The organism is Agrobacterium sp. RC10-4-1 (genome assembly GCF_014138475.1).
Classification (GTDB): Bacteria; Pseudomonadota; Alphaproteobacteria; order Rhizobiales; family Rhizobiaceae; genus Agrobacterium; species Agrobacterium pusense.
In genome coordinates this window covers 40,838-66,376 of the sequence record NZ_JACJIT010000002.1, presented here as the reverse complement: position 1 = coordinate 66,376, position 25,539 = coordinate 40,838, and the positions used below count along the sequence as shown (strand labels likewise).

The 25,539-nt window shown below is 59.5% G+C and carries 24 protein-coding genes; 14 read left to right on the top strand and 10 right to left on the bottom strand.

Annotated elements, in window-relative coordinates; genetic code table 11:
* The first annotated feature begins 242 nt into the window (after positions 1 to 242).
* Positions 243 to 1,118: a pyridoxal kinase PdxY gene (gene pdxY / locus FHW77_RS04650; RefSeq protein ID WP_004443475.1), complete on the top strand. Its 876-nt coding sequence runs from the start codon at positions 243 to 245 to the stop codon at positions 1,116 to 1,118.
* A gap of 174 nt (positions 1,119 to 1,292) precedes the next feature.
* Positions 1,293 to 1,934, top strand: a complete 642-nt coding sequence (locus FHW77_RS04645) for a carbonic anhydrase (RefSeq protein WP_004443476.1) — start codon at positions 1,293 to 1,295, stop codon at positions 1,932 to 1,934.
* A 177-nt stretch (positions 1,935 to 2,111) separates the two neighbouring features.
* Here FHW77_RS04645 and FHW77_RS04640 read toward each other — a convergent pair whose 3' ends face one another.
* Both FHW77_RS04640 and FHW77_RS04635 read right to left on the bottom strand, forming a co-directional pair.
* Positions 2,112 to 2,927, bottom strand: coding sequence for a lytic murein transglycosylase (locus FHW77_RS04640; protein WP_004443477.1), 816 nt, complete (start codon positions 2,925 to 2,927; stop codon positions 2,112 to 2,114).
* Between the two features lie 221 nt (positions 2,928 to 3,148).
* Complete coding sequence (locus FHW77_RS04635) at positions 3,149 to 4,183, bottom strand: aspartate-semialdehyde dehydrogenase (RefSeq protein ID WP_003522626.1); 1,035 nt, start codon at positions 4,181 to 4,183, stop codon at positions 3,149 to 3,151.
* Positions 4,184 to 4,694: 511 nt separating this feature from the next.
* On the opposite strand from FHW77_RS04635, the gene FHW77_RS04630 reads away from it, so the two are divergent.
* The 3 genes from FHW77_RS04630 (at position 4,695) to FHW77_RS04620 (ending at position 9,811) form a co-directional block, all read left to right on the top strand.
* On the top strand, positions 4,695 to 6,578 hold the full coding sequence (locus FHW77_RS04630; protein WP_004443480.1) for an MFS transporter: 1,884 nt from the start codon (positions 4,695 to 4,697) through the stop codon (positions 6,576 to 6,578).
* Positions 6,579 to 6,770: 192 nt separating this feature from the next.
* Positions 6,771 to 8,345, top strand: a complete 1,575-nt coding sequence (locus FHW77_RS04625; RefSeq protein ID WP_034498683.1) for a Re/Si-specific NAD(P)(+) transhydrogenase subunit alpha — start codon at positions 6,771 to 6,773, stop codon at positions 8,343 to 8,345.
* Positions 8,346 to 8,365: 20 nt separating this feature from the next.
* On the top strand, positions 8,366 to 9,811 hold the full coding sequence (locus FHW77_RS04620) for an NAD(P)(+) transhydrogenase (Re/Si-specific) subunit beta (protein WP_004443482.1): 1,446 nt from the start codon (positions 8,366 to 8,368) through the stop codon (positions 9,809 to 9,811).
* A 144-nt stretch (positions 9,812 to 9,955) separates the two neighbouring features.
* Here FHW77_RS04620 and rutF read toward each other — a convergent pair whose 3' ends face one another.
* The 7 genes from rutF to FHW77_RS04585 all read right to left on the bottom strand — a co-directional run bounded on the left by rutF (position 9,956) and on the right by FHW77_RS04585 (position 15,232).
* Complete coding sequence (rutF, locus tag FHW77_RS04615; RefSeq protein ID WP_004443483.1) at positions 9,956 to 10,480, bottom strand: NADH-dependent FMN reductase RutF; 525 nt, start codon at positions 10,478 to 10,480, stop codon at positions 9,956 to 9,958.
* A 26-nt stretch (positions 10,481 to 10,506) separates the two neighbouring features.
* Complete coding sequence (locus tag FHW77_RS04610; protein WP_004443484.1) at positions 10,507 to 11,097, bottom strand: malonic semialdehyde reductase; 591 nt, start codon at positions 11,095 to 11,097, stop codon at positions 10,507 to 10,509.
* A gap of 17 nt (positions 11,098 to 11,114) precedes the next feature.
* Positions 11,115 to 11,906 (bottom strand): pyrimidine utilization protein D, encoded by a 792-nt coding sequence (gene rutD, locus FHW77_RS04605; protein WP_034498679.1) that lies wholly within the window; start codon positions 11,904 to 11,906, stop codon positions 11,115 to 11,117.
* 13 nt (positions 11,907 to 11,919) lie between these two features.
* Positions 11,920 to 12,306: a pyrimidine utilization protein C gene (gene rutC, locus FHW77_RS04600; RefSeq protein ID WP_004443491.1), complete on the bottom strand. Its 387-nt coding sequence runs from the start codon at positions 12,304 to 12,306 to the stop codon at positions 11,920 to 11,922.
* Positions 12,307 to 12,332: 26 nt separating this feature from the next.
* Positions 12,333 to 13,073: a pyrimidine utilization protein B gene (gene rutB, locus FHW77_RS04595; protein WP_004443492.1), complete on the bottom strand. Its 741-nt coding sequence runs from the start codon at positions 13,071 to 13,073 to the stop codon at positions 12,333 to 12,335.
* Positions 13,070 to 14,161, bottom strand: coding sequence for a pyrimidine utilization protein A (rutA, locus tag FHW77_RS04590; protein WP_004443493.1), 1,092 nt, complete (start codon positions 14,159 to 14,161; stop codon positions 13,070 to 13,072). Before rutA ends, rutB begins: the two co-directional genes overlap by 4 nt.
* A gap of 459 nt (positions 14,162 to 14,620) precedes the next feature.
* A complete protein-coding gene (locus FHW77_RS04585; protein WP_004443495.1) occupies positions 14,621 to 15,232 on the bottom strand; it encodes a biliverdin-producing heme oxygenase in 612 nt (203 codons plus the stop codon).
* Positions 15,233 to 15,526: 294 nt separating this feature from the next.
* Between FHW77_RS04585 and FHW77_RS04580 the strand changes: the two genes are divergently transcribed.
* The 9 genes from FHW77_RS04580 (at position 15,527) to FHW77_RS04540 (ending at position 24,451) form a co-directional block, all read left to right on the top strand.
* Positions 15,527 to 16,411, top strand: a complete 885-nt coding sequence (locus FHW77_RS04580; RefSeq protein WP_004443496.1) for a dihydrodipicolinate synthase family protein — start codon at positions 15,527 to 15,529, stop codon at positions 16,409 to 16,411.
* Positions 16,412 to 16,431: 20 nt separating this feature from the next.
* Entirely contained in the window at positions 16,432 to 17,088 is a 657-nt protein-coding gene (locus FHW77_RS04575; RefSeq protein ID WP_004443498.1) for a GntR family transcriptional regulator, read from the top strand.
* 100 nt (positions 17,089 to 17,188) lie between these two features.
* Entirely contained in the window at positions 17,189 to 18,517 is a 1,329-nt protein-coding gene (locus FHW77_RS04570) for an ABC transporter substrate-binding protein (RefSeq protein WP_004443500.1), read from the top strand.
* Entirely contained in the window at positions 18,517 to 19,455 is a 939-nt protein-coding gene (locus tag FHW77_RS04565) for a carbohydrate ABC transporter permease (protein WP_004443501.1), read from the top strand. The genes FHW77_RS04570 and FHW77_RS04565 overlap by 1 nt, the downstream gene beginning before the upstream one ends.
* Before the next feature lie 14 nt (positions 19,456 to 19,469).
* Positions 19,470 to 20,291 carry a carbohydrate ABC transporter permease gene (locus FHW77_RS04560; protein ID WP_169538611.1) on the top strand — a complete coding sequence of 274 codons (822 nt, stop codon included), beginning with the start codon at positions 19,470 to 19,472 and terminating at the stop codon, positions 20,289 to 20,291.
* Between the two features lie 32 nt (positions 20,292 to 20,323).
* Positions 20,324 to 21,382 (top strand): ABC transporter ATP-binding protein, encoded by a 1,059-nt coding sequence (locus FHW77_RS04555; protein WP_004443506.1) that lies wholly within the window; start codon positions 20,324 to 20,326, stop codon positions 21,380 to 21,382.
* A gap of 20 nt (positions 21,383 to 21,402) precedes the next feature.
* On the top strand, positions 21,403 to 22,362 hold the full coding sequence (locus FHW77_RS04550) for a sugar kinase (protein ID WP_004443507.1): 960 nt from the start codon (positions 21,403 to 21,405) through the stop codon (positions 22,360 to 22,362).
* A gap of 143 nt (positions 22,363 to 22,505) precedes the next feature.
* Positions 22,506 to 23,564, top strand: coding sequence for a DmpA family aminopeptidase (locus FHW77_RS04545; RefSeq protein WP_004443509.1), 1,059 nt, complete (start codon positions 22,506 to 22,508; stop codon positions 23,562 to 23,564).
* 20 nt (positions 23,565 to 23,584) lie between these two features.
* The gene (locus FHW77_RS04540) at positions 23,585 to 24,451 is read left to right on the top strand and encodes a D-amino-acid transaminase (RefSeq protein WP_004443511.1); all 867 of its coding nucleotides are present in this window, start codon (positions 23,585 to 23,587) and stop codon (positions 24,449 to 24,451) included.
* Positions 24,452 to 24,504: 53 nt separating this feature from the next.
* Here the strand turns inward: FHW77_RS04540 and FHW77_RS04535 are convergent, their stop codons facing one another.
* Positions 24,505 to 25,401 carry a LysR substrate-binding domain-containing protein gene (locus FHW77_RS04535; protein WP_004443513.1) on the bottom strand — a complete coding sequence of 299 codons (897 nt, stop codon included), beginning with the start codon at positions 25,399 to 25,401 and terminating at the stop codon, positions 24,505 to 24,507.
* Positions 25,402 to 25,539 lie beyond the last annotated feature (138 nt).

The following is a 25,539-nucleotide window of genomic DNA, read 5'->3' as shown; positions in this document are numbered from 1 at the left end:
GCGGAAAAGTGTAACGCGGTTTTCCGAAAGCCGCCGCCTTAACGAGAAATCGGTGCAGCGATCCCGCAACGAGAGGCGTTCCCTGACGGCGGCAAAACGACCGCCATGCTTTTGCGGGACAGACCCTTGCGGGATTAACGGTGGAAACTGGTCTTGCGATATGTCATGAGAGCGCATCTTGATCTTTGGGCGGGGGCAGCATTGGTGGGCTTTCTGCCGCGTTTGAACGCAAGAAGGCCGTGATGCAGGACAATACCCAAGGCGCCGTCATCGTCATTTCCAGCCATGTCATGCGGGGCTCCGTGGGCAACCGCGCGGCAGTCTTCGCGCTGGAGACACTCGGTTTTCCGGTCTGGGCAGTGCCCACCATCGTCATGCCCTGGCATCCCGGCCACGGACCATCCACCCGCATGCGCTTTCAGGACGAAGACTTCGACAAGGCGATGACCGACCTCGAAAACGCCAAATGGATCGGCGAGGTCAAGGCGGTTCTGACCGGTTATTTCGGCAGCGCCGCGCAGGTGCGTGCCGTCGCAAGGCTGATCCGAAATCTCAAGGAAAAGAACCCGGCGCTGATTTACGCCTGCGATCCTGTCATGGGTGATCTGGGCGGACTTTATATTCCCCTTGAGACCGCCGAAGCCATCCGCGATCACCTCATTCCGCTTGCCACGGTCGCCACGCCCAACCGATATGAACTCGCCTGGATGAGCGGCGCCGCGCTTGAGACCAACAGCGCCATCATGGATGCAGCGCTTTCCCTCGGCCCGCCAAAAATGCTGGTCACCTCGGCGGTGCCGATGATGACGGGCGGCACCGGCAACCTTTACCTCAGCGGCCGCCACGCGCTGCTCGCCGAACATCGCGCCATTGAAAATGCGCCTAACGGCCTCGGCGACCTGATGTCGGCGCTGTTTCTTGCCCGCCTGCTGGAAGGTCTGGATGACGAAAAGGCGCTGCAGCTCGCAACCGCCAGCGTGTTCGAAATTCTGGCCCGCACAAAAAAACGCGACATGAACGAACTGACGCTGGAGACGGATTCTTCAAGCCTCTCCACACCCATGGCCATGGTGCAGATGCGTCATCTCTTGCATCCTTCGCGCAGCAAGCGCAAATAGCGGCTAGAGCATTTCCGTGAAACGTGGCCCTCGGTCTTCGTCCGGAAATGCGACAAGCAAGGAGTTGGAGCGGTTTCACGGCTCGAAGAAAACCGAAAATGCTCCAAAGGATTGGTCTTCAACGCACCGAGTTCTTCCCTCGATCTCGGTCCAACCACAACGGTACTGCGATAGATGAAAGATTTTCCGGAAAACCTTCTCAACGGCTATAAGAACTTCATGAGCGGTCGTTATGCCGACGAGCGCGAAAGATACCGCGTTCTGGCCGATACCGGACAGAAACCGCAGACCCTGTTCATTGCCTGTTGTGACTCCCGCTCCGCGCCGGAAACCATTTTCGACTGCGGCCCGGGAGAGCTTTTTGTCGTCCGCAATGTTGCCAACATGGTGCCGCCCTTCGAGCCGGACGGACAATATCACGCCACCTCGGCGGCCATCGAATATGCGGTTCAGGTGCTGAAGGTGAAGGATATCGTCGTCATGGGCCACGGTCGCTGCGGCGGCATTCAGGCGGCGCTCGATCCCAATCTGGAGCCGCTGTCGCCCGGTGATTTCATTGGCAAATGGATGAACATGGTCAAGTCGGCCGCCTCGCAAATCCAGAGCAACGACGTCATGACCGCCTCTGAGCGGCAGACGGCGCTGGAACGCGTTTCCATCCGCAACTCCATCGCCAATCTGCGCGGCTTCCCCTTCGTCAAGGCACAGGAAACCGCCGGCAAGGTGAAGCTGCACGGCGCGTGGTTCGATATTTCGACCGGCGAATTGTGGGTGATGGACGGTAAGACCGGCGACTTCCGCCGCCCGGATCTGTGATTGGCAGGTAATAGCTACCGGCCAAACTCAACGCTCGTCACCCCGGACTAGATCCGGGGTCCAGCGCGATCAAGTCCTTGAGCGCCAAATACTCTTTCACGGCGCGGACGCGCCGTGACTGGATGCCGGATCAAGTCCGGCATAACGGAAGTGGGAATTCGCGCGTGGAAAGCGGCCTTATTGGCCGTCAATCGCCTTGCCGATGAAGGCGATCGCCTGCTGGTAGACACTTGCGGCGTTCCAGCCCTGAATTGCCGCGTAATTCGCCTGCCCCTGCTGGTAGCCTGCACCGCGCTGCCAGCCATGGCCGACGAGGAAGTTTGCGGTGGACGCCAGCGCGTCGGCGCGCGAACCGACGAGATCAATCCGACCGTCGCGGTCGAAATCCACGCCGTAGCGCACGACGTTCAGCGGCAGGAACTGCGTCTGGCCGATTTCACCATGGGCGGCACCCTTGGCGTTGACATTCAGCGAGCCGCTGCCGACGAGTTTCAGAGCCGCATAAAGCTGCTCGGTGAAATAGTCCGAACGGCGGCAGTCAAAAGCAAGCGTTGAAACGGCGGAAAGCGTGTGCTGGTTGCCCATGAAACCGCCAAAGCCTGTTTCCATGCCCCAGATGGCGAGCAGCGGACCAGCCGGCACGCCATAGGCACGCTCGATGGAGGCGAACAGTGCGGCGTTGTTCTTCTTCATGGTCTTGCCGCGCGAAATGATCGTCTGACCGCCGCGCTTCTGCATGAACTGCTCGAAGGACAGCTTGAAGCTGTGCTGACCGCGATCGGCGCGGATCGTCGCCTGGTTGTAGGAGACGCCGGAGAAAGCCCGGTCGAGCACCGAGGCGCTGACGCCGCGACCCGCCGCTTCCTGCTTGAAGGCGCTGACCCAGGCATCGAAGCCCGCCGAAGTGTTGCCGCATTGCGCGGCCATAACCGGCGTCGCTGCCAGAACCGAGACCATGGCCACACCAGCCAGAATTACCTTCATTGCCCGCATCAAAATCTGCCTTCGATATCCTTTGGGGAGTTTTTCCCGAGAACCAAACCGTCAATACTGTATGATTCAGGTGCCAAAACTGTCTTTTGGCGGCCTAAATTGCCTTTCGGCAGCAAGGCCTGCAAATAAACTGGCCGTGATCTCGCCAATTATAAAACCCGCCTGCCCCACACAGAACAGACGGGTTATACTTAACGAACCTTAAAAATTCGTATCTCGGATCAGGCGGCCGCCTTGCGCGGCTTGATGAAGCCACGATTGATCAGCAGTTCGGCGATCTGGACGGCGTTAAGGGCAGCACCCTTGCGCAGGTTGTCAGAAACAACCCACAGGTTGAGACCGTTTTCGACCGTCGCATCTTCGCGGATACGCGAGATGTAGGTCGCGTCTTCGCCAGCGGATTCAACCGGCGTGATGTAACCGCCGTTTTCGCGCTTGTCGATCACGAGGCAACCCGGTGCTTCGCGCAGGATGTCACGGGCCTGATCGGCAGTGATCTCGTTTTCGAACTCGATATTGACCGATTCCGAATGGCCGATGAAGACAGGGACGCGCACGGCCGTGCAGGTCACCTTGATCTTCGGATCAAGCATCTTCTTGGTTTCGGCCAGAACCTTCCATTCTTCCTTAGTGTAGCCGTCTTCCATGAAGACGTCGATGTGCGGGATAACATTGAAGGCAATGCGCTTGGTGAACTTCTTGGCTTCGACCGGGTCGGCCACGAAAACGGCGCGGGTCTGCTGGAAAAGCTCGTCCATGCCTTCCTTGCCGGCACCGGACACCGACTGATAGGTGGAGACGACGACGCGCTTGATCTTGGCGAAGTCATGCAGCGGCTTCAGCGCGACAACAAGCTGCGCCGTGGAGCAATTGGGGTTGGCGATGATGTTCTTCTTGGTGAAGCCTGCAACAGCATCGGCATTGACTTCCGGAACGATCAGCGGAACGTCCTGATCGTAGCGCCATGCGGATGAGTTATCGATGACGACGCAGCCCTGCTGGCCGATCTTCGGCGACCACTTCTTGGAAACATCGCCGCCTGCAGACATCAGGCAGATATCCGTGTCGGAAAAATCGTAGTTCTCGAGGTTCGAGACCTTCAGCGTGCGGTCGCCATAGGAGACTTCCGTGCCCTGCGAACGGGCGGAAGCGAGCGGCACGACTTCATCGGCGGGAAAACCGCGTTCGGCCAGGATATTGAGCATTTCGCGACCGACGTTACCGGTGGCGCCTGCAATTGCAACTTTGAAACCCATGATCAAGCTCTCTTTCTGTCTCTCCTCTTTTTGGTGAGGTGGGAACCCGCATCATCAGATCGCGGCTTCCTCGATCCCCAGCCAAACCGGGGAGAGAGCGGTGGCCAGAGACGTCAGACGGTTTTAATCGTCGTTTTGGCCGTAATTCGGATAGAATAAGAAAGGCGCGGATCATCGCCGGCGGATTGTGCCGGTCCTTCCATGACGAACATGTCTGCAACATGCATGCGCAAGGTGATGCTCCTTCTTCGCGAGAAGCTATTAGAAGGTTTCTCGGTTCTGTCAAGGAAAAAGGCGCGTCATGCAGCCACTCGGACCAAAGCACAAATCGCCGCAGCGACATATTCGGGACGTTTAACATTAGACTAAAGTCATAATCCGAAAGCATCGCTCTTATTGGGGTTAATTTTCTGTCACTCTCATGATCCGCGCATTGCAGCCGCAAGGTGAGTCCAGAGGAGAGAGTTGGACTCCGCAATGCGTCGATTGGGACATCTGTGGAGGACAGACAATGGCAAATGTTGCAGCCGTAAGCGGCGCCGCCCGTCCGATGACGGGTGAAGAGAAGAAGGTGATTTTCGCCTCTTCTCTCGGAACAGTCTTCGAATGGTACGATTTCTATCTCTATGGCTCGCTGGCGATTTACATCGGCGCGAACTTCTTCAGCCAGTATCCGGAAACGACGCGTAACATCTTCGCTTTGCTGGCCTTTGCCGCTGGCTTCCTCGTCCGCCCCTTCGGCGCGCTGGTCTTTGGCCGCCTCGGTGATATCGTCGGCCGCAAATATACCTTCCTCATCACCATCCTCATCATGGGTGTGTCCACCTTCCTCGTCGGCGTGCTGCCCAGCGCATCGCAGATCGGCATCGCCGCTCCGATCATCCTGATCGTCCTGCGCATGCTGCAGGGTCTTGCACTCGGCGGTGAATATGGCGGAGCTGCAACTTACGTGGCCGAACACGCACCGAACGGCCGCAGGGGCTATTACACCTCCTGGATCCAGACGACGGCAACGCTCGGCCTGTTCCTGTCGCTGGTGGTTATCCTCGGTGTGCAGTTCGCGCTCGGCAAGGAAGCTTTCGCTGCCTGGGGCTGGCGCATTCCCTTCCTCGTTTCCGTTCTGCTGCTTGGCGTATCCGTCTGGATCCGTCTGAAGATGAACGAATCCCCCGCCTTCAAGAAGATGAAGGAAGAGGGCAAGACGTCGAAGGCGCCGCTCAGCGAAGCCTTCGGCCAGTGGAAGAACGCCAAGATCGCGCTCATCGCGCTTGTCGGTGCCGTCATCGGCCAGGCCGTTGTCTGGTACACGGGCCAGTTCTACGCCCTTTTCTTCCTGCAGAGCATTCTGAAGGTCGACGGACAGTCGGCAAACATCATGGTGGCGGCAGCGCTCATTCTTGGCACCAGCTTCTTCGTTATCTTCGGCTGGCTTTCAGACAAGATCGGCCGCAAGCCGATCATCATGGCCGGCCTCATCCTTGCCATGCTGACCTACTTCCCGCTGTTCAAGGCACTGACCTGGGCAGGCAACCCGGCACTTGCACAGGCACAGGCGAGCGTTCGCGCCACCGTGACCGCAGCCCCGGGCGACTGCAAGTTCCAGTTCAACCCGACGGGCACGGCGAAGTTCACCACGTCCTGCGATATCGCCACCTCGTTCCTGACACGCAACTCGGTGCCTTATGACGTGGTTGCGGGCGCAGCCGGCCAGCCGGCCACCGTGAAGATCGGCGACGCCACCATTACCAGCTACGACGCCGTCGCCGCCGGCGCGGATGCGGCAGCCAAGGACAAGGCGTTCCAGAAGCAGGTCAACACGGCGCTCCACGATGGCGGTTACCCGCTGGTGCGCGGCGCGGCACAGGTGCCGGACGCGAAACTGGACGCCTTCATTGCCGCAAACCCGGAACTGAACCTCAATGCAGACGCCGTTCGCGCTGCCGACAAGAAGATGGTTGCGACCGACAAGCTGGTGGCTGACAAGCTGCTGACCCCGGCCGAAACCGGTGGTGCAGCCGAAATGGCCGTTTACACCGTGGCCGGCGGCGGCGCCTTCTCCATGGTGGCCGATCCGGCTGCCGTGAACTGGGTTGTCATCATCGCGGTTCTCACCGTCCTCGTGATCTACGTGACGATGGTCTATGGCCCGATCGCAGCTTTGCTGGTCGAACTGTTCCCGACCCGCATCCGCTACTCCGGCATGTCGCTGCCATACCACATCGGCAACGGCTGGTTCGGCGGCCTTCTGCCCGCCACCGCCTTCGCCATGAGCGCGGCCAAGGGGGACATCTATTATGGCCTCTGGTATCCGATCATCTTTGCAGGCATCACGCTGGTCATCGGCATGCTGTTCCTGCCGGAAACCAAGGATCGTGATATCCACGCCATGGATTGAGTGGCAGTCGATGAAACGCAGCAATCACCCGGCGCTTCGGCGCCGGGTTTTTTGTTGCCGCCGTACCGCCATCGCCGAAAATGGGCTTTTCCAGCCTGTCAATCCGCCGCAGGTAGAAAAACAGCAAGAACAAGACAAAAACACTCGAAATGGGCTATGACGGCTTATCAGGACGGGAATGGGAGAGCAGTTTTGAGAATCGGGACACCTAAGGAATTATATGAGGGCGAAGCCCGCGTTGGCATGACGCCGGATAGCGCGCAGGCTTTGCAGAAACTGGGATATGATTGCGTCATCGAAGCCGGCGCCGGCAAGGCGGCCGGTTTTTCTGACGACGCCTATCGCGCCGCAGGCGTGACCGTGGTCGACAGCGCTGAGGCGCTTTACACCGGCTCCGACATCATCGCCAAGGTTCGTCCGCCTGAAACCTCGGAGATTGATCGCCTGTCTTCTGACAAGACGCTGATCTCGTTTTTCTATCCCGCCCAGAACAAGGACCTTCTGGAGCAGGCGAAGGAAAAGGGCGCTAACGTCATCGCCATGGACATGGTGCCGCGCATTTCGCGCGCCCAGAAAATGGATGCGCTCTCCTCCATGGCCAATATCGCCGGCTATCGCGCGGTGATCGAGGCGGGCAATAATTTCGGCCGGTTCTTCACCGGGCAGGTCACAGCCGCCGGCAAGGTGCCGCCCGCCAAGGTGCTGGTCATCGGTGCCGGCGTTGCCGGTCTTGCCGCCATCGGCACGGCCACATCGCTCGGCGCGATCACCTATGCCTTCGACGTTCGCCCTGAAGTGGCCGAGCAGATCGAATCCATGGGCGCGGAATTCGTCTATCTCGATTTTGCCGACCGGCAGCAGGATGGCGCAGCGACCGGCGGTTATGCCGCCCCCTCCTCGCCGGAGTTCCGCGAGAAGCAGCTGGAGAAATTCCGCGAACTTGCACCGCAGATCGACATCGTCATCACCACGGCGCTGATCCCGGGCCGCGACGCGCCGAAGCTGTGGCTTGCCGACATGGTGGCGATGATGAAGCCGGGTTCGGTCATCATCGACCTCGCCGCCGAGCGCGGCGGTAATTGCGATCTGACGGTTCCCGACCAGCGCGTCGTGTCCGACAACGGCGTCATCGTCATCGGCTACACCGATTTCCCAAGCCGCATGGCGACGCAGGCCTCGACCCTCTACGCTACCAACATCCGTCACATGATGACCGATCTGACGCCTGCCAAGGATGGCAAGGTCGTTCATAACATGGAAGATGACGTCATTCGCGGCGCGACGGTAACCTATGGGGGCGAAATCACATATCCTCCGCCGCCACCCAAAATTCAGGCCATTGCCGCGCAGAAACCGAAGGAAAAAGCAAAAGAGCTGACGCCGGAGGAGAAACACGCCAGGGAAAAGGCCGAGTTCAAGGCACAGACCAAGAACCAGGTCGGGCTTCTGGTCGCCGGCACGGCCGTCTTGCTGCTCGTTGGCCTCTACGCGCCGGCAAGCTTCATGAGCCACTTCATCGTCTTCGTGCTTGCCTGCTTCGTCGGCTTCCAGGTGATCTGGAATGTCAGTCACTCGCTGCACACGCCGCTGATGGCCGTGACCAACGCGATTTCCGGCATCGTCATCATCGGCGCGCTGCTGCAGATCGGCTCCGGCAACTGGCTGGTGGTGATCCTTGCCTCGCTTTCCGTCCTGATCGCGACGATCAACATTGTCGGCGGTTTCCTCGTGACACGGCGCATGCTCGCCATGTTCCAGAAGTCCTGAGCGTGCGGGGATTTAAATAAATGACCATTGGTATTGTTTCCGCGGCCTATGTTGCCGCAGCCGTTCTTTTCATCCTTTCGCTAGGCGGTCTTTCCGGACAGGAAAGCGCCAAACGTGCCGTCTGGTACGGCATAACAGGCATGGGCCTCGCCATCATCGCCACCGTCTTCGGCCCTGAAATCAGCAAGGGCGTCGGGCAATGGCTCGTCGTGCTCCTGATGCTGGCGGGCGGCTCCGTCCTCGGTTACTTCGTCGCAAGCCGTGTACAGATGACCGAGATGCCGCAGCTTGTGGCGGCGCTTCACTCCTTCGTTGGCCTTGCCGCTGTCTTTATCGGCTTCAACGCCCATATCGAGGAAGCGCATGTCGCCTCGCTCGATGAAACCGCGCGTTCCTTGCTGACGGGCTTTTCCGCCATCCTCGCCCACAAGACGCCGGTGGAACTGGCGATCATGAAGGTCGAGGTCTTCCTCGGCGTCTTCATCGGCGCGGTGACCTTCACCGGCTCTGTCGTTGCCTTCGGCAAGCTTGCCGGCAAGGTGGATGGCAAGGCGAAGAAGCTGCCGGGCGGGCATCTGCTGAACGCCGGTGCTGCGATCCTGTCGCTGGTGTTGCTCATCATGTATTGCAACGGCGCAGGCGCATGGACGCTCGTCCTGATGACACTTGCCGCCTTCTTCATCGGTTACCACCTGATCATGGGCATTGGCGGCGCCGACATGCCTGTCGTCGTCTCGATGTTGAACAGCTATTCCGGCTGGGCGGCAGCAGCCATCGGCTTCACGCTCGGCAACGATCTGCTGATCGTCACGGGCGCGCTGGTCGGCTCCTCGGGTGCGATTCTCTCCTACATCATGTGCAAGGCGATGAACCGCTCCTTCATCTCGGTCATCCTCGGCGGCTTCGGCAGCACGACGGGCCCGGCGATGGAAATCGAGGGCGAACAGGTCGCGATCGACGCCGAAGGCGTGGCCGCAGCGCTGAACGATGCCGACAGCGTCATCATCGTCCCCGGTTACGGCATGGCGGTGGCGCAGGCGCAATCGGCCGTATCGGAACTGACCCGCAAGCTGCGCGCCGACGGCAAGACCGTGCGCTTCGCCATCCATCCGGTGGCTGGCCGTCTTCCGGGCCACATGAACGTGCTGCTCGCCGAAGCGAAGGTGCCTTACGACATCGTGCTCGAAATGGACGAGATCAACGACGATTTCCCAAGCACCGACGTCGTCATCGTCATCGGCTCCAACGACATCGTCAACCCGGCAGCGCAGGACGACCCCAACTCGCCCATCGCGGGCATGCCGGTTCTGGAAGTGTGGAAGTCGAAACTCGTCATCGTCTCCAAGCGCGGCCAGGGCACGGGCTATTCCGGCATCGAGAACCCGCTGTTCTACAAGGACAATACGCGGATGTTCTATGGCGATGCGAAAAAGTCGATCAACGATCTTCTGCCGTTGATCAAGTAAATGAAAAAGGGCGTTTCCGGGAGACCGGGAGCGCCCTTCGAATTTCTGAGAAACGACGATACGTTTCGTCCGGGGTGACGGTGTGCGGATGCTATGGCCTCGCCAAACAGAATTGTCCCGCGGGATGTTGTCGATAGACCGCCTTCAAAGCACCCGGTAACGCCGGTTGAAATACATCAGCGCCTCATCACCCGCATTGATCTTCATATCCACAACCTCGCAGATGAGAATATCGTGCGTGCCGCCGTCATGGGCCTCGCGGATGCGGCAATCGAAAGAGACGAGCGCATCTTCGAGAACCGGCGCACCGGTTTCGAGCACGCCCCAGTTGCCCGCAGCGAAACGTTCCTCGGCAGGCGTCTTGCCGCCGAAGAGCGTGCTCAGCACCTCATGATGGGCGGCGAGCGTGTTGACGCAGACCACACCATTGGCCTTCACCACCCTGTAAGCGGAAGAATTGCGGTTGAGGCAGATGAGAAGCGTGGGCGGATTGTCGGAAACGCTGCAAACCGCCGTCGCGGCGAAGCCTGCCCGGCCTGCGGCGCCATCCGTCGTGACGATATTGACCGCCGCACCGAGCCGCGCCATGGCGTTTCTATAATCGAGGCTGCGTTGCTCTGCAGTCTTCGTCTCCATTGCCGCTTCCTTTTCAAGAGACATCATCTGCATCTAACTCATCCTTCCTTAACAGGCCATCAAGCCAGCACACAGGCGTCGTCAAAGCCAAGGCGCGGCAGGCGGCCAAAGAGCTTTGACGGATCGCCATGACCGAGATTGATCAGGAAATTGGATTTCCACGTCGTGCCGGCAAAAAACGCCGCATCCACCTTGCCCTTGTTGAAACCGGACATGGCGCCGGTATCCAGCCCCAGCGCGCGGGCGGCAAGGATCAGATATCCGGCCTGAAGCGTGGCGTTGCGAAAGGCAGTTTCTTCGGCCACGGCAGGGCTGGAGGTAAACCACGAACGCGCATCGGCGTGCGGAAACAGTTCCGGCAGTTTCTCGTAAAATTCGCTGTCGATGGCAGCGATGACCGTGACCGGCGCGGCCATGGTCTTTTCGAGATTGCCCGAGGAGAGTGCCGGCCGAAGCTTTTCCCTGGCTTCCGGGCTGCGCACAAAGACGAAACGTGCCGGCGAGCAATTGGCCGAAGTCGGTCCCATCTTCGTCAGGTCGTAAAGCGCGTGCAGCGTCTCGTCACTGATCGGCTTGTCCGTCCAGCCATTGTGGGTGCGTGCTTCGGTGAAAAGCGTTGCGAGTGCTGCATCATCCAGTGCTTTCGTCATCGTGCTCTAAAATCCTGTCAGAATGTTTGGTCAACCGGCAGCAGAAACCGCAAAAGCCGGGCGTTGAAAAGGTCGGGTTCGGTGATATTGACCGCGTGAGCCCCGAAATCGAGAAGGCAAAGCTCGCTTTGCGGCAAACCGTCGGCAAGACGCAACGAGCGGGTATAGGGCACCAGAATATCGTCCTTCGTCGCCACCACCAGCACCGGATTGCCTATCTCGCCAAGCCGTGCGTCCACATCGAAGGCCCGCAGCGCCGTAATGCGGCGAAGCACATTCTCCTTGCCCTGAAAATGCGCCACGCCATGGGCATCGTCCCGTGCCAGCCGCTCCTGATTTTCAGACATCCACGCCGCCGGATAAAGGAACAGCGGCTGCGCTTTGACAAAAGCCTCGACACCCGACTTTTCCAGAAGCTCGATCCGCACATCAAAGCAGCGCCCGGAATGCGGATCGGCCTTGCTCCACGCGTTGATAAGCACCAGCCGGTCGATAAGGCCGGGCCGCCGCAGCGCGATATCAAGGCCGATCAGGCCACCGAGGGCATGTCCCATGAAGTGGAATTTTTGGAGGTTCAGGGCCGAAACGATCTCCAGCACATCATCCGCCATGGCGGAAATGCCGCCATCGAGCGGCACCTCGCCACCGGTCCTGCCTGTTCCGCGATGGTCATAGGTGACGACCCGGAAATGGCCGGAAAGAGCCTCGATCTGCGGCGTCCAGTAAGCACCCGATCCGCCCAGTCCCGAGGACAACAGAATAGTGGGGGCCTCAGGCTCGGTGCGACCATGAACCTCGAAATGCATCATCTGCCTTTTCGCCCTATTTGCCGATATGGGCGACGGTGGCGATTTCCACCAGCGCATCGGGCTTGACGAGGCCGCACTGGATGCAATAACGCGCCGGCTTGTCGCCGGGGAAATATTCCGCATAGACTGTGTTGACGGCCTGATAATTCGCCCAGTCGGTGATGAAGATGTGGTTCATCGTCACGTCTTCCATCGTGCCGCCGGCGGTCTCGATGACCGACTTGATGGTTTCGAGAACATGGCGGGTCTGCGCGCTGGCATCGCCCACATGCACGACATTGTTGTCCTTGTCGAAGGGCAGCGTGCCGGACACGTAAACCACGCCATCGGCGAGGGTTCCCGGCGAAAAGGGAGCGATGGGTTTGCTGGTGCCAACAGGTACGATGATCTTTTTCGGCATTTCGTTCTCCTCTTTGTGTTTCTCAATCAATCGGTGACAGGTGCTGCCTGCGAGATGACGCCGCAGAAATCATTGACGGTGGCGACCCAGCCGAAAAACTTCTCGACATTGTAGACCGTCGCCTGCTGGATAAAGTCCGGCCCGAGATGATGCGTGGCATCCTCCAGCATCACCCCGAAATATTCGAGGTGGAAAGCATCGCGCAGCGAGCTTTCCACGCAGACATTGGTGGCGATGCCGACAAAGACCAGATTGCGGATGCCGCGGGCGCGCAGCACGCTATCCATATTGGTGTTGAAGAAACCGCTGTAACGCGTTTTCGGTACTAGAATATCGCCGGGCTGCGGTTGCAGCTCGTCGACAATGGCGTAGTCCCATGTGCCCTTGGCCAGCAGCTGGCCCTGCAGTTCCGGCCTTTTGCGCATGGTCTTCAGCGCATTGGACTTGTGCCAGTTGGGCGAACCCGGCCCGCCCGCCTCGACATAGTCCTTGTCCCAGCCATTCTGGAAATAGATGACCTGGACACCGGCGGCCCGCGCCGCATCCAGCGTCTTCTTAATGTTGGCGATGGTGCCCTTTGCGCCTGAGATGTCGAAACCGGCCAGATCGACGTAACCGCCCTCGGTGGAATAGGCGTTCTGCATGTCGACCACGACAACGGCGGTCTCGCTGGGTTTCAGGGTAATCGGCTCCGGCCTTGCGGGAAGCGTCACGCTTTCCGAACGGCTCTCCGGGCCCTTGTAACCTGCCACGACGGCTTCGCTCATTCCGCTGCCTCCAGTGCCGCTTGAACATGCGCGCGGCTCTTCATCAGCGGCTGCACGTATTTGCCGAATTTTTCGACCCCTTCGAGGAAATCATCGAAGGTCAGCATCACGCCGCCCGTTCCCGGCACCTCGCTCATTTCATCCAGCATGGCCGCCACTTCCTCATAGGAGCCGATCAGGGTTCCCATGTTGATATTGACCGCAGAGACGGGGTTGGACATATGCCGGACATTGGTGTCGGAGCCGGATTTGGTGTCAACGGCGCTCTGCAGGCCGAGCCACTTGATCGCGTCCTGATCCGCACCAGCCTTGTAATGCTCCCACTTCGCCCAGGCATCCTCGGATTTTTCCTCGGCTAGCACCATGGTCAGCACCACGGACTTAACCTCGCGGCCGCTCTTTTCCGTTGCCGCCAGAAGCCGCTCATTGGTGGGCGCAAAGGCCTTGGGTGTGTTGACACCAACGCCAAAGCAGAAGCTGTAATCGGCGAACTTGGCCGAAAACGCCATGCCGGAATTGGACGAACCGGCGCAGATGAGCTTCACATCACCCTGCGGCACCGGCTTCATGCGGCAATCGTCCATCTGGAAGAACTTGCCCTTGTAGTCCGACTGACCTTCCGTCAGCAGCTCTTTCAGCACAGTCGTATATTCACCGAGATATTCGTAGCGATCACCGAAATAATCATCGCCCGGCCAAAGACCCATCTGGCTATATTCCGGCCGCTGCCAGCCGGTAATGAGGTTGATGCCGAAACGGCCACCGGAAATGGAATCGATCGTGGTCGCCATACGCGCGACGATGGCCGGCGGCATGACCAGCGTCGCGGCGGTGCCGAACAGCTTGATCTTGGAGGTGACGGCGGCCAGCCCCGCCATCAGCGTAAAGGATTCCAGATTGTAATCCCAGAATTCGGTCTTGCCGCCAAAGCCGCGCAACTTGATCATCGACAGCGCAAAGTCAAAACCATACTGCTCCGCTTTCAGCGTGATCGCCTTGTTCAGATCAAAGCTCGGTTTGTATTGCGGCGCGTTTTCGGAAAGAAGCCACCCATTGTTCCCGATCGGGATAAAAACACCAACTTCCATTTTGCTGTTCCCTTTTTTGCGTCAGGTGTCTCCTGACTTGAGAAAAGAGTAGCAGGTTCTGTGCCAGACCAAATACAATAATTTTATCAAATGGATAAAATTTTGGGCTGCGTAGAGCGTTGATCAAAAGACAAAATTTTTATCATTTGGTAAAAATATTTGCCTGTTTATTCGGCAAATATTGAGAGCGGCACATCAAAGGCGAGTGGCCCTTACCCAGTCGCAGACCGATTTAAGAAATCCGAAGGCCCTCCTCCGTCATGCCGGACCCGATCCGGCATCCATTCACGGCGCGTCTGCGCCGTGAATGGAATCTTTCGCGATCAAGGACTTGATCGCACCAGACCCCGGATCAAGTCCGGGGTGACGGCGGTAGGGAGTTAAGACTCAATCAAATGCGCACGCGCGAGGGGGCATTCTGCGCGATGAGGACAACAACCGCGCAGTTATGCGAAACCCTCAGCCCATCCGCTGCTGCGCATAAGCATGGACCGCCCGAAACGCCTCTTCAGCGCCGGCAACAACACGCTCTTCTTCTTCCACCGTCAGCGAAATTTCATCGAGGGCCGCAGTAAACGTGCGCCAGTGCAGGCCGCGCCCTTCCGGTGCGCCGGCCAGATGGCGCGCGCCGAATTCTTCATCCAGACCGAGCTTGGCTGCATCCTTCAGCAGGAAGGCAGCGCCAAGATTGGAGCCCTCGACCACGTAAAGCCAGCCCATGGCCTCCGGCAGATCGAAGGGCGTTTCGGCGGTAAAGCGCGGTTCGGACGTTTCCGGAATAGCAAGACCGAGATCGGCAAGGTCCTGCTCGATCATGGGAAGACGACGACGGCCCTTGAGGTCGGGGAGCAGACCATCAAGCGTGTGATTGGAAAAAAAGGCATCGAGATCGCGGTGGAAGAGATATTGCGTTTCCACGAATTTGCCGAAGTTCTCCCGGCTCTCGAACGGCTTCGCCGCCATGATGAAGGCATCCAGATCGCCATGCGCACCGCGCGTTGCAGCTTTCAGGCGCTTGACGCGGCTCTGCTCGATCTCTGCTACAGGCGCTGCCGGCTCGGCGATGGTCATGATGATGGTCCCTTTATCCCTATATTCAGACTGCCTGATAAAAATCTTTACTCCAACAGTCAAATTTATTTTCGCACTATCGACACGCCTTGGAAAGAGCATGGGGCCGCCATCTCCCTGGCAGGACAGCCTACTCTAAGCTTCCTTGACCCTTCGTCTCAACACCTGACGGCGCGGCCTGAAACGAAGAGAAACCTCAAATCGCACTTCCGGACAATCATATTGCAATTAGCTCTTTACAACTAACATGTCAGCATGCCATCAATTCGTAGTCACCTTGGAGGAGCATCTTAATTGACCCAGAAATTCGGCCTTTCGGCAGCCCTGACAACCCCTTTCAAAACGGACGGAACGGTCGATATCGATGCCATGATCGCCCATGCCCGCCGCTGCCTGTCCAATGGCTGCGACAGCGTGACGCTTTTCGGTACGACAGGCGAAGGATGCTCGGTCGGCAGCCGCGAGCGGCAGGTCATTCTCTCCCGCTTCATCGAGGCGGGTGTTGCGCCTGCCCGTCTGGTCACCGGCGTTCTGATGGATTCCATCGAGGACGCGGCCGACCAGTCGGCGGAAGCGCTGAAAGCCGGTGCCCGCAATATTCTGCTCGCGCCCCCCTCCTATTTCAAAAATGTCAGCGATGACGGCCTGTTTGCCTGGTTCTCGGCGGTGTTCGAAAAAATCGGTAAGGATGCACGCGACATTCTCGTCTACAATATTCCTTCCGTAACCATGGTCACCTTGTCCGTGGAACTGGTCGGAAGGTTGAAAAAGGCATTTCCCGGCGTCGTCACGGGCGTGAAGGATTCCTCGGGCAACTGGAGCCACACCGAGCGCCTGCTGAAAGAGCACGGCGATCTCGCCATCCTGATCGGCGATGAGCGCGACTTGGCCAAGGGTGTTCGCCTCGGCGGTCAAGGCGCCATCTCCGGCGTCGCCAATTTCCTGACCCAGGAAGTGCGCGCCATGGCCGTCGACGGCAAGGATGACAAGCGCGTCGAGGATCTTGTTGTGGAACTTCTGAAATTCCCGGTTACACCAGCCGTCAAGGTGCTGGTATCACACACGACAGGGGAAAATATCTGGTCGGATGTGCGTGCACCGCTGGTGGCGATTTCACCTGAGGATCGGCGGCAGATCGAAGGCGCTTTCGACGCGCTGTTTCGCAAACAGGCCGCCTGAACGGAGCTGAAAGGTTGAGCATGGACGATACCGGCGAACAGACATTGCGGGAACGGGCGTATGAGAGCTTTACGCATCACCTTCTCTCGCGTGATGTTCGCCCGGGGCAATTCATCTCGCAGCGCCGCCTTGTGGAACTGACGGGTCTGCCGCTCGGCGCAATCCGGGAGGCAATTCCGCGGCTGGAGGCGGAAGGTCTGATCAAGACCGTGCCGCAGCGGGGATTACAGGTTGCCCATATCGACATCAACCTCATCCGCGAAGCATTCCAGTTCCGAATCTTCCTCGAAAAGGAGGCCGTGGCGCTGTTTACCCGTTCTGCCTCAGACGCAGCTATTGCGAAACTGTTGAAACAGCACCGCGATATCGCCGAAGCGGCCGAAAATGGCGGGGAATCGCCGGAACTTGAGCAGCACGCGCAGCAGGTGGACTGGGGCATGCACGATGCCTTCATCGATGCGCTCGGCAATTCGATCATCTCGAATGCCTACCGGGTCAATTCCATCAAGATGCGCCTCATCAATCAGGAGCGCTTTCGCATCGCCGGCCATGTGAAGTCGGTCATGAAGGAACATCTCGCCATTCTCGAAGCCATCGAGAGGCGATCCGTGGAAGACGCCGTGGAACGGCTGACCGCCCATATCCGCAACGCAAGGGACAGGGCGCTGGCGGTTTAGGGCAAATCCGGCGGGACAAAGAGGGTCTGCGCCGGCCTTGCAGGGAATAAGCAACAAGCCGGGGTGAGGAGAATTTCCGGCTAACTGGAGGAGAACAGACATGACGCATTCATTGCTCAACCCCACGCGCCGCGCCTTTCTGGCAGGCACGGCGGCGCTTGGCGGCAGCGCGGTGCTCGGCATTCGCCCGGCATCGGCGGCGGTGAACTGGAAGAAACACGCGGGCACTACCCTTGAAGTCAATCTCGTCAAAAGCCCGCGCAGCGAAACGCTGATCAAATATCTCGGCGAGTTCGAAGAGCTGACCGGCATCAAGGTCAATGCCGAAGCGACACCGGAACAGCAGCAGCGCCAGAAGGTGGTTATCGAACTCTCCTCCGGCAAGCCGAGCTTCGACGTGGTGCATCTGAGCTACCATGTGCAGAAGCGCCAGTTCGAAAAGGGCAAGTGGCTGGCTGATATCAGCGGCTTCCTGAAAGACCCGTCACTCACCGATCCGTCGCTTACCGAAAAGGACTTTGCCGAGGCCGGCATGCTGTTTGCCAAGGATAGCGACGGCGTGCTGCGCTCGCTGCCCTTCTCGGTGGATTACTGGATCGTCTACTGGAACAAGGAGCTCTTCGAAGCCAAGGGCCTGAAATACCCTGAAACTTTCGAGGAGCTTGTAACGGCCGCGGAAAAGATCACCGATCCCGCAACCAACACCTATGGTTTCGTGGCGCGTGGCCTCAAGAACGCCAATACACCGGTCTGGACCTCGCTGATGCTCGGCTACGGCGCAAAGCCGATCGTCGACGGCAAGGTCAACACCGAGTCCAAGGAGGCGGTTGAAGCGGCCAAGCTCTATCAGCGCCTGATGACCAAAGCCGCGCCTCCAGGCGTCTCCGGCTTCAACTGGGCGGAAGCGCAGTCGGCCTTCCTGCAGGGCAAGATCGGCATGTGGTTCGATGGCGTCGGTTTTGCCCCGCCGATCGAGAACCCGGAAAAATCCCGTGTCGTCGGCAAGGTTGGTTATGGCGTCATGCCGAAGGGCCCGGCAGCGCAGGCCGCTGGCACATTCGGTGATGGCCTCGGTGTCGTCGAAGCCAGCAGCAAGAAGGAAGCCGCTTACCTCTTCTGCCAGTGGGCGATTTCGCATGAAATGGGCGCTCGCCTTTTGCAGGCAGGTGCAGGTGTCCCGTTCCGCCAGTCCATCCTCGAAGACCAGAAGGTGCGCGAGGGCGTCAAGATGCCGGCTGCCTGGCTGGATGCGGTCGTCGGTTCCGGCAAGGTCTCGCAGCTTGCCCTTCCCGTTATCATTCCGGTGACGGAGTTCCGCGACATCTACGGCGTCGGCCTCACCAACATGATCGGCGGCGCCGACCCGGCGGCGGAACTCAAGAAGGCAACGGAACAGTTCACACCCGTTCTGGCGCGTAGCGAGGGATAATGGCCTCCGTGAGCATCGAAAACACCAAGACAGGCGCCAGTCGCAAAGAAGGGAGCAGGCCGGCAAGGCTTGCTCCCAACTACTGGCCTTTCGTCATACCGGCACTGGTCGTCATTTCGGCTGTCATCGTTTTTCCATGGGTCTTCACCCTCTGGATGAGCGCGCATCGCTGGACGCTCGGGCAGGAGCAGAGCTTCATCGGGTTCGAGAACTACGTAAGGCTCGCAAGCGACGCCAGGTTCTGGGAATCGCTCTGGCACACGCTCGTTTATACCGTGCTGTCAGTTGTCGCTCCGCTCTTCCTCGGAACATTGGCGGCGCTGGTTTTCGATGCGCAGTTTCCGCTGCGCGGTTTTCTGCGCGGCGTTTTCGTCATGCCGATGATGGCGACCCCGGTCGCCATCGCGCTCGTCTGGACGATGATGTTCCATCCGCAGCTCGGCGTCCTGAACTATCTCCTGTCCTTCATCCACATCGGCCCGCTGGAATGGATCTACAATCAGTCAACGGTCATTCCGTCGCTGGTCCTTGTGGAAACCTGGCAATGGACGCCGCTCGTCATGCTGATCGTGCTCGGTGGGTTGGCGGCCGTTCCACGCGAACCCTATGAAAGTGCGGAAATCGACGGCGCCAATGCCTGGCAGAAGTTCCGTTATCTCACCATGCCGATGATCGCGCCGTTCCTGATGATCGCCGTCATCATCCGCTCCATCGATGCCGTCAAGAGCTTCGACATCATCTATGCGATGACCCAGGGCGGACCCGGCACGGCCTCCGAAACCATAAACATCTACCTCTACAATACGGCGTTTGCCTATTACGACATCGGTTACGGCTCGGCCATGGCCGTCGTCTTCTTCATCATCATCGTGGCGCTTTCCTTCGTGCTTCTGATGGTGCGCCAGCGCTCGCAATGGAACGAGATGGAGGAACACTGATGTCCGCAAAAATCCTGAAACGCAGAAATCTCGACCGGCTCGGCCTGTTCTTCGTGGCGCTGGTAATGATTTCGCCTGTTATCCTGTTCTTCATCTGGATGATCTCGCTGTCTCTGAAATATGAAATCGACAACGGCGCCTATCCGCCAATCCTGATACCCGAACGTTTCGCCTGGTCGAACTATGTGAAGGTGTTCGAAGAGAACAATTTCTTCCTCTATTTCTGGAATTCGGTCCTCGTGACAGGGGCGGCCACCATTCTGGCGCTCGTCATCGGCGTTCCCGCCGGTTACGGCATCGCGCGGCTGAAGGCGGAAAAGTCGGCGGTCGTCATCATGATCGCCCGCATGACACCCGGCCTTTCTTTCCTCATTCCGCTGTTCCTGCTGTTCCAATGGCTGAACCTCTTGGGCACGCTCTGGCCGCAGATCATCATCCATCTTGTCGTGACGGTGCCGATCGTCGTCTGGATCATGATCGGTTATTTCGAGACGACACCGAAGGAGCTGGAAGAGGCCGCAAGCATTGATGGCGCATCCTCCTGGCAGGTGTTTCGCCTCGTGGCGCTGCCGATCGCCAAGCCCGGCATCGTCGTCTCCTTCATTCTGGCGGTCATCTTCTCGTGGAACAACTTCGTCTTCGGCATCGTGCTGGCCAGCCGTGAAACCCGCACCCTGCCGGTCGCGGTCTACAACATGCTGTCCTTCGAACAGGTGAGCTGGGGTCCGCTGGCTGCAGCCGCGTTGATTGTGACGCTGCCGGTGCTGCTGCTCACCATGTTCGCACAGAAACAGATCGTGGCGGGCCTGACCGCCGGCGCCGTCAAGGGCGGCTGAACCATCAAACAAATAAATACGGGAACCTGCACATGGCACCGGTCAATATCCAAAACGTCCAGAAGCGCTTCGGCTCCGTCAACGTCATCCACGGCATCGATATCGACATCAAGGATGGCGAATTCGTGGTCCTGGTTGGCCCTTCCGGCTGCGGCAAATCCACCCTGCTGCGCATGATTGCAGGGCTGGAAGAGCTGAGCGATGGCGAAATCCATATCGGCCCGCGCGAGGTGAGCCACCTGCCCGCCCGCGACCGCGATATCGCCATGGTCTTCCAGAACTACGCGCTTTATCCACACATGACGGTCAAGGACAATATGGGCTTTGCGCTGAAACTGAAGAAGGTGAGCGCCGAGGAAACCAAGGCCAAGGTGGACCGGGCCGCCGCCATTCTGGGCCTGGAAAAACTGCTCGACCGTTATCCGCGCCAGCTCTCGGGCGGCCAGCGCCAGCGTGTCGCCATGGGCCGCGCGCTGGTGCGCGATCCGCAGGTCTTCCTGTTCGATGAACCGCTTTCCAATCTCGATGCCAAGCTGCGCGTGCAGATGCGCGGCGAGATCAAGGCCATGCACCAGCGCATCGGCACGACGACCATCTACGTCACACACGACCAGGTGGAAGCCATGACCATGGCCGACAAGATCGTGGTGCTGCATGACGGCGTGATCGAACAGATCGGCGCGCCGCTCGAACTTTACGACAATCCCGCCAACCTCTTCGTTGCCGGCTTCATCGGCTCACCCGCCATGAACTTCATTCGCGGCCGGGTCGAAGAAGGCGTCTTCCGCACTGCCAAGGGCCTTAGTCTGCCGTTGCCCGCCCATGCCGATATCGGCAAGCTCGGCGGCCGAGACCTGGTCTACGGCGTGCGGCCCGAACATATCCGCGCGGCCGAGACCGGCATCGAAGGCCGCGTCGAACTGGTCGAAGGCACCGGCTCGGAAATCTATGCCAAACTCGATTGCAAGGGTGACGACATCGCCTGCCTGTTCCGCGAGCGCCTCAATGTCCGCTTCGGCGATACGATCCACATTGCCATCGATCCGGCAACCGTGCATCTGTTCGACAAAGACAGCGGTAAACGCATCTGAGCGCAACGGGAGCAAAGAGAATGGCGAAAGAACAGGCCGGCAAGCATGTCCTCTGCGTGGGGGCAGCCGTGCTCGACACCCTGTTTCGCGTTCACGACATGCCAAAGGGTGAAGGCAAGGTCCTGCCCTATGAAATGCTGCAGATCGCCGAAGGCATGGCGTCCAGCGCTGCCTATGCCGTGCATCGCATGGGCGGCCGCGCCAGCCTGTGGGGAGCGGTGGGCGACGATGAGACCGGAAGCCGTATCCTGCGCGATCTCAGCGAAAGCGGCATCAACACGAGCGGTATGACGGTCGCGACCGGCGCACGCTCGGCCCTGTCAACGATCATCATCGATAACAGGGGAGAGCGGCTGATCGTGCCTTTCTACGATCACCGGCTGCACGAGAAGAAGCGGTCCTGCACGCCGCAAGACATCGCGCCTTTCGACGCCGTTCTGGTGGATGTGCGCTGGCCGGAACTGGCGCTTGATGTGCTCACGGTGGCGCGCACGCTTGGCAAACCCGCCATTCTCGATGGAGACGTTGCACCCGTCGAAATCCTTGAGAAGCTTGCGCCAGCCGCGAGCCATATCGTCTTTTCCGAACCCGCAGCTGCCCGGCTGACGGGGCTTGAAACGGTGAAAGACATGCTGCCGGTGCTGCATGCTCGCTACCCTGAGACCTTCATCGCTGTTACCGCCGGACCAGCCGGTTGCTGGTGGACCGAGCCCAATGATCCCACGGTGCATTTTCAGGAGACGATGTCCATCGAAGCAGTCGACACGCTGGCGGCGGGCGATATTTTCCACGGCACGTTTGCGCTCGCGATGGCTGAGCGCATGGAAAGCCGCGCCGCCATCCGCCTCTCCTCCGTTGCTGCCGCGCTCAAATGCACAGTCTTCGGCGGCCGGGCCGGCGCACCTACGCGCGAAGAGACGGAAGACGCAATGCGGCACTGGCTGGAGCGTGATGGCGAACCCGCGCTGCGCGCCTCCTGAGGGCATCCATTGCCCGCATAAAACTATTCCATTTTTGCGATGCCGTTTCCCGGCGAACTAGGCTAACGTCAAGTCAGAGCAAAGCTTTTCGCAAGATGCGCTCGCCTCGACCTCAGCCCGCATTCCGCAAAAGTGATCGCCCGATGCATCAGACGACCCGCCCGAGACTGCGCGATATCGGTTTCCGGCCCGGCCATTTCGAAACCGGCCGGCTCAACGCCATCACCGATGTCGAAGGGGTGGCCGTTGGCCATTCGACCGTCATCGAAGGAGACAAAATACGCACCGGCGCAACCGCGATCCTGCCGCATGACGGCAACCTGTTTCAGGACAAGGTGCCCGCCGCCTTCGCCGTTTATAACGGCTTCGGCAAATTTGCAGGCTCAACCCAGATTGAGGAATTGGGCGAACTCGAAACGCCAGTTATCCTCACCAATACGCTGGCAACCGGTCGTGCCATCGAGGCGATCAACCGCCATACGCTGGCGCAGCCGGGGAATGAAAAAGTCGTCTCGATCAATGCCGTCGTCGGCGAGACCAACGATTCCCGCCTGAACGACATCCGCGCCGGCCGCCCGACCGTCGAGGAAATCTCGTCCGCGTTGAAAAATGCGACCACCGGCCCCATCGCAGAGGGCGGGGTGGGCGCAGGAACCGGCACGGTCGCCTTCGGCATGAAGGGCGGCATCGGCACCGCCTCCCGCATCGTCACCATTGCCGGTGATGCTTACACCATCGGCGTTCTCGTACAATCCAACTATGGCGGCCATCTGCTGGTCTGCGGCAAACCCTATGTCAGCCCTGATCACCAGGACAAGGATGGCTCCATCGTCATCATTGTCGCCACCGACGCGCCGCTCTCTTCCCGCAATCTGAAGCGCTTGGCGGCCAGAAGCTTCGGCGGACTTGCCCGCACGGGTGCGGCACTCAGTAATGGCTCCGGTGATTATGCGCTGGCATTTTCCACCGATCAGCGCCTGCGCCGCACGCCTGCGCGCCGCAAGGCCGTTACGGACTACCCCGAGCTTTCCAACGACGCGATCTCGCCGCTCTTCGAAGCCACGATAGAGGCGACGGAGGAAGCGATCCTCAATTCGCTCTGCGCAGCAGAAACGACAACCGGCTTCAATGCCGGCACCGGCAAGGCCTCCACGGTCGAAGCCATTTCCATCGACACCCTCAAAACCCTTCTTTCAGCCTGACTTTTCCAGACGGAGTTTTCATGACTAGCCCATCCGGTCGCATCGTTTACGTCAACGGCGAGTTCCTGCCCGAAGCGGACGCCCGCCTTTCCATCTTCGACCGAGGATTCCTGTTTGGCGACGGCATCTACGAGGTCACCTCCGTTCTGGAAGGCAAATTGATCGACAGCGACCTGCATATGGCCCGGCTGGAACGCAGCGCCCGCGAGATCGATGTCGCCCTGCCGGTCACGACCGGCGAGATCGTCGAGGCCGAACGTCGCCTGATCGCCGACAACAATCTCGTCGAAGGCATGATCTATCTGCAGCTGACGCGTGGTGCGGAAGATCGCAACTTCCTGTTCTCTGCCGATCTGAAGCCGACGCTGGTCATGTTCACCCAGGCGAAGAAGCTGATCGGCACTCCGGTCGAAGAGGTCGGGATCGCCGTCAAGTCGGTTCCCGACCAGCGCTGGGAACGCCGCGACATCAAGACCGTCTGCCTGCTTCCGCAGGTCATGGCAAAGCGCATCGCGAAGGCCGAAGGCTGTGACGAGGCGTGGATGATCGAGAACGGTTTCGTCACTGAAGGCGCGTCCTCCACCGCCTATATCGTCACCGCCGATAAGAAGATCATCACCCGCGGCAACAGCAACAAGACCCTGCCCGGCTGCACCCGCCTCGCCGCCCTGCAACTGGCAAAGGAAGCAGGCTTCACGCTGGAGGAACGCCCCTTCACGCTGGAAGAGGCGCTGAATGCCGATGAAGCCTGCCTGACCAGCGCCTCCAACTTCGTGGTTTCGGTCACGAAGATCGACGGCAAGCCGGTAGGCAACGGAAAGCCTGGACCGATGGTAAGCCGCCTGCGCGCGCTCTACCTCGAAAACGCACGCCGCACGGCGATCTGATCGAACGCGTTTTGTTTATCACATTCCAGTCGGAGAACCGCGGCCGGAATGCTCTAGTCTTCGAGAACCGCCCAGATGCGCTCGACAACGGGCCGGCGGTTCTCCTTGGAGCGATAGAGCCTGATATCGACCGCGATATCGTAGGTCGGGTCTGCGGCCCGCACCAGAGCGCCGCTATCAAGCTCGTGCCGCATCAGGCTTTCCGGTACCCAGGCCACACCCCAGCCGGCCATCGCCATGGCCTTCAGCCCCACCGACATGCTGCCCTCATGCACCCGCTCGAATTGCGGCAGCCGCGCGCTCAGGAGATCGCGAAGCAAAGGCCCGAAGAAAGAGGCCTTTTCATAATCCAGATAAGCAAAGGGTTTTCGCGCATTTTCAACCAGCGCATGCAGCGGCGAGCCATCATTCGCAGGCGCGGATACCGGGATGATGTTCTCGGCGCCCAGCACGCGGAATTCGAAAAGCTGCGCATCGAGCAACATCGGCACTTCGGGATGGGCATAGGTCAGAAGGAAATCGCTTTGCCCGTCCACCAGTGAGTTGAGGTTTTCCTCCATGCTGCCGGAATCGGGCCGCAGAACCGAAAACAGCGGCCCGGCCTTCTCGTTCACCCGTTTCAGCCAATCCGGAAAGAAGGTGAAGGATAAAGTATGCAGCGCCGTCAGCCGCACCGTCCTGGCATCCGCCCCCTCCTCCTGAAGAAGCGTGCGCCGTGCGTGGTAAAGCTGTTTCAGCGTTTCCTGGGCGACAGGCACGAATTTCGCCCCCGCCTCTGTCAGCCGGGAAGGATAGGATGCCCGATCGACCAGCGTCGCGCCCACCCAGGCTTCCAGCTGCTTGATGCGCCGGCTGAAAGCCGATTGCGTCACATGCCGCTCATCCGCCGCCTTCGAAAAATTCAGCGTTCCGGCCAATGCCAGGAAATCCTCGAGCCATTTGACTTCCAAGGGTCTGTTCTCCCACAAAGATGCCATCCCGGCCTGCCGGGAACACGGCTCTTTATTAGGAGGAATAGGAGCTGATTGAAACCCGTTAGGAGGTTTCAGGCTGTTGAGGAAATAGCCCGAGCCCCATTCTCGTCATCC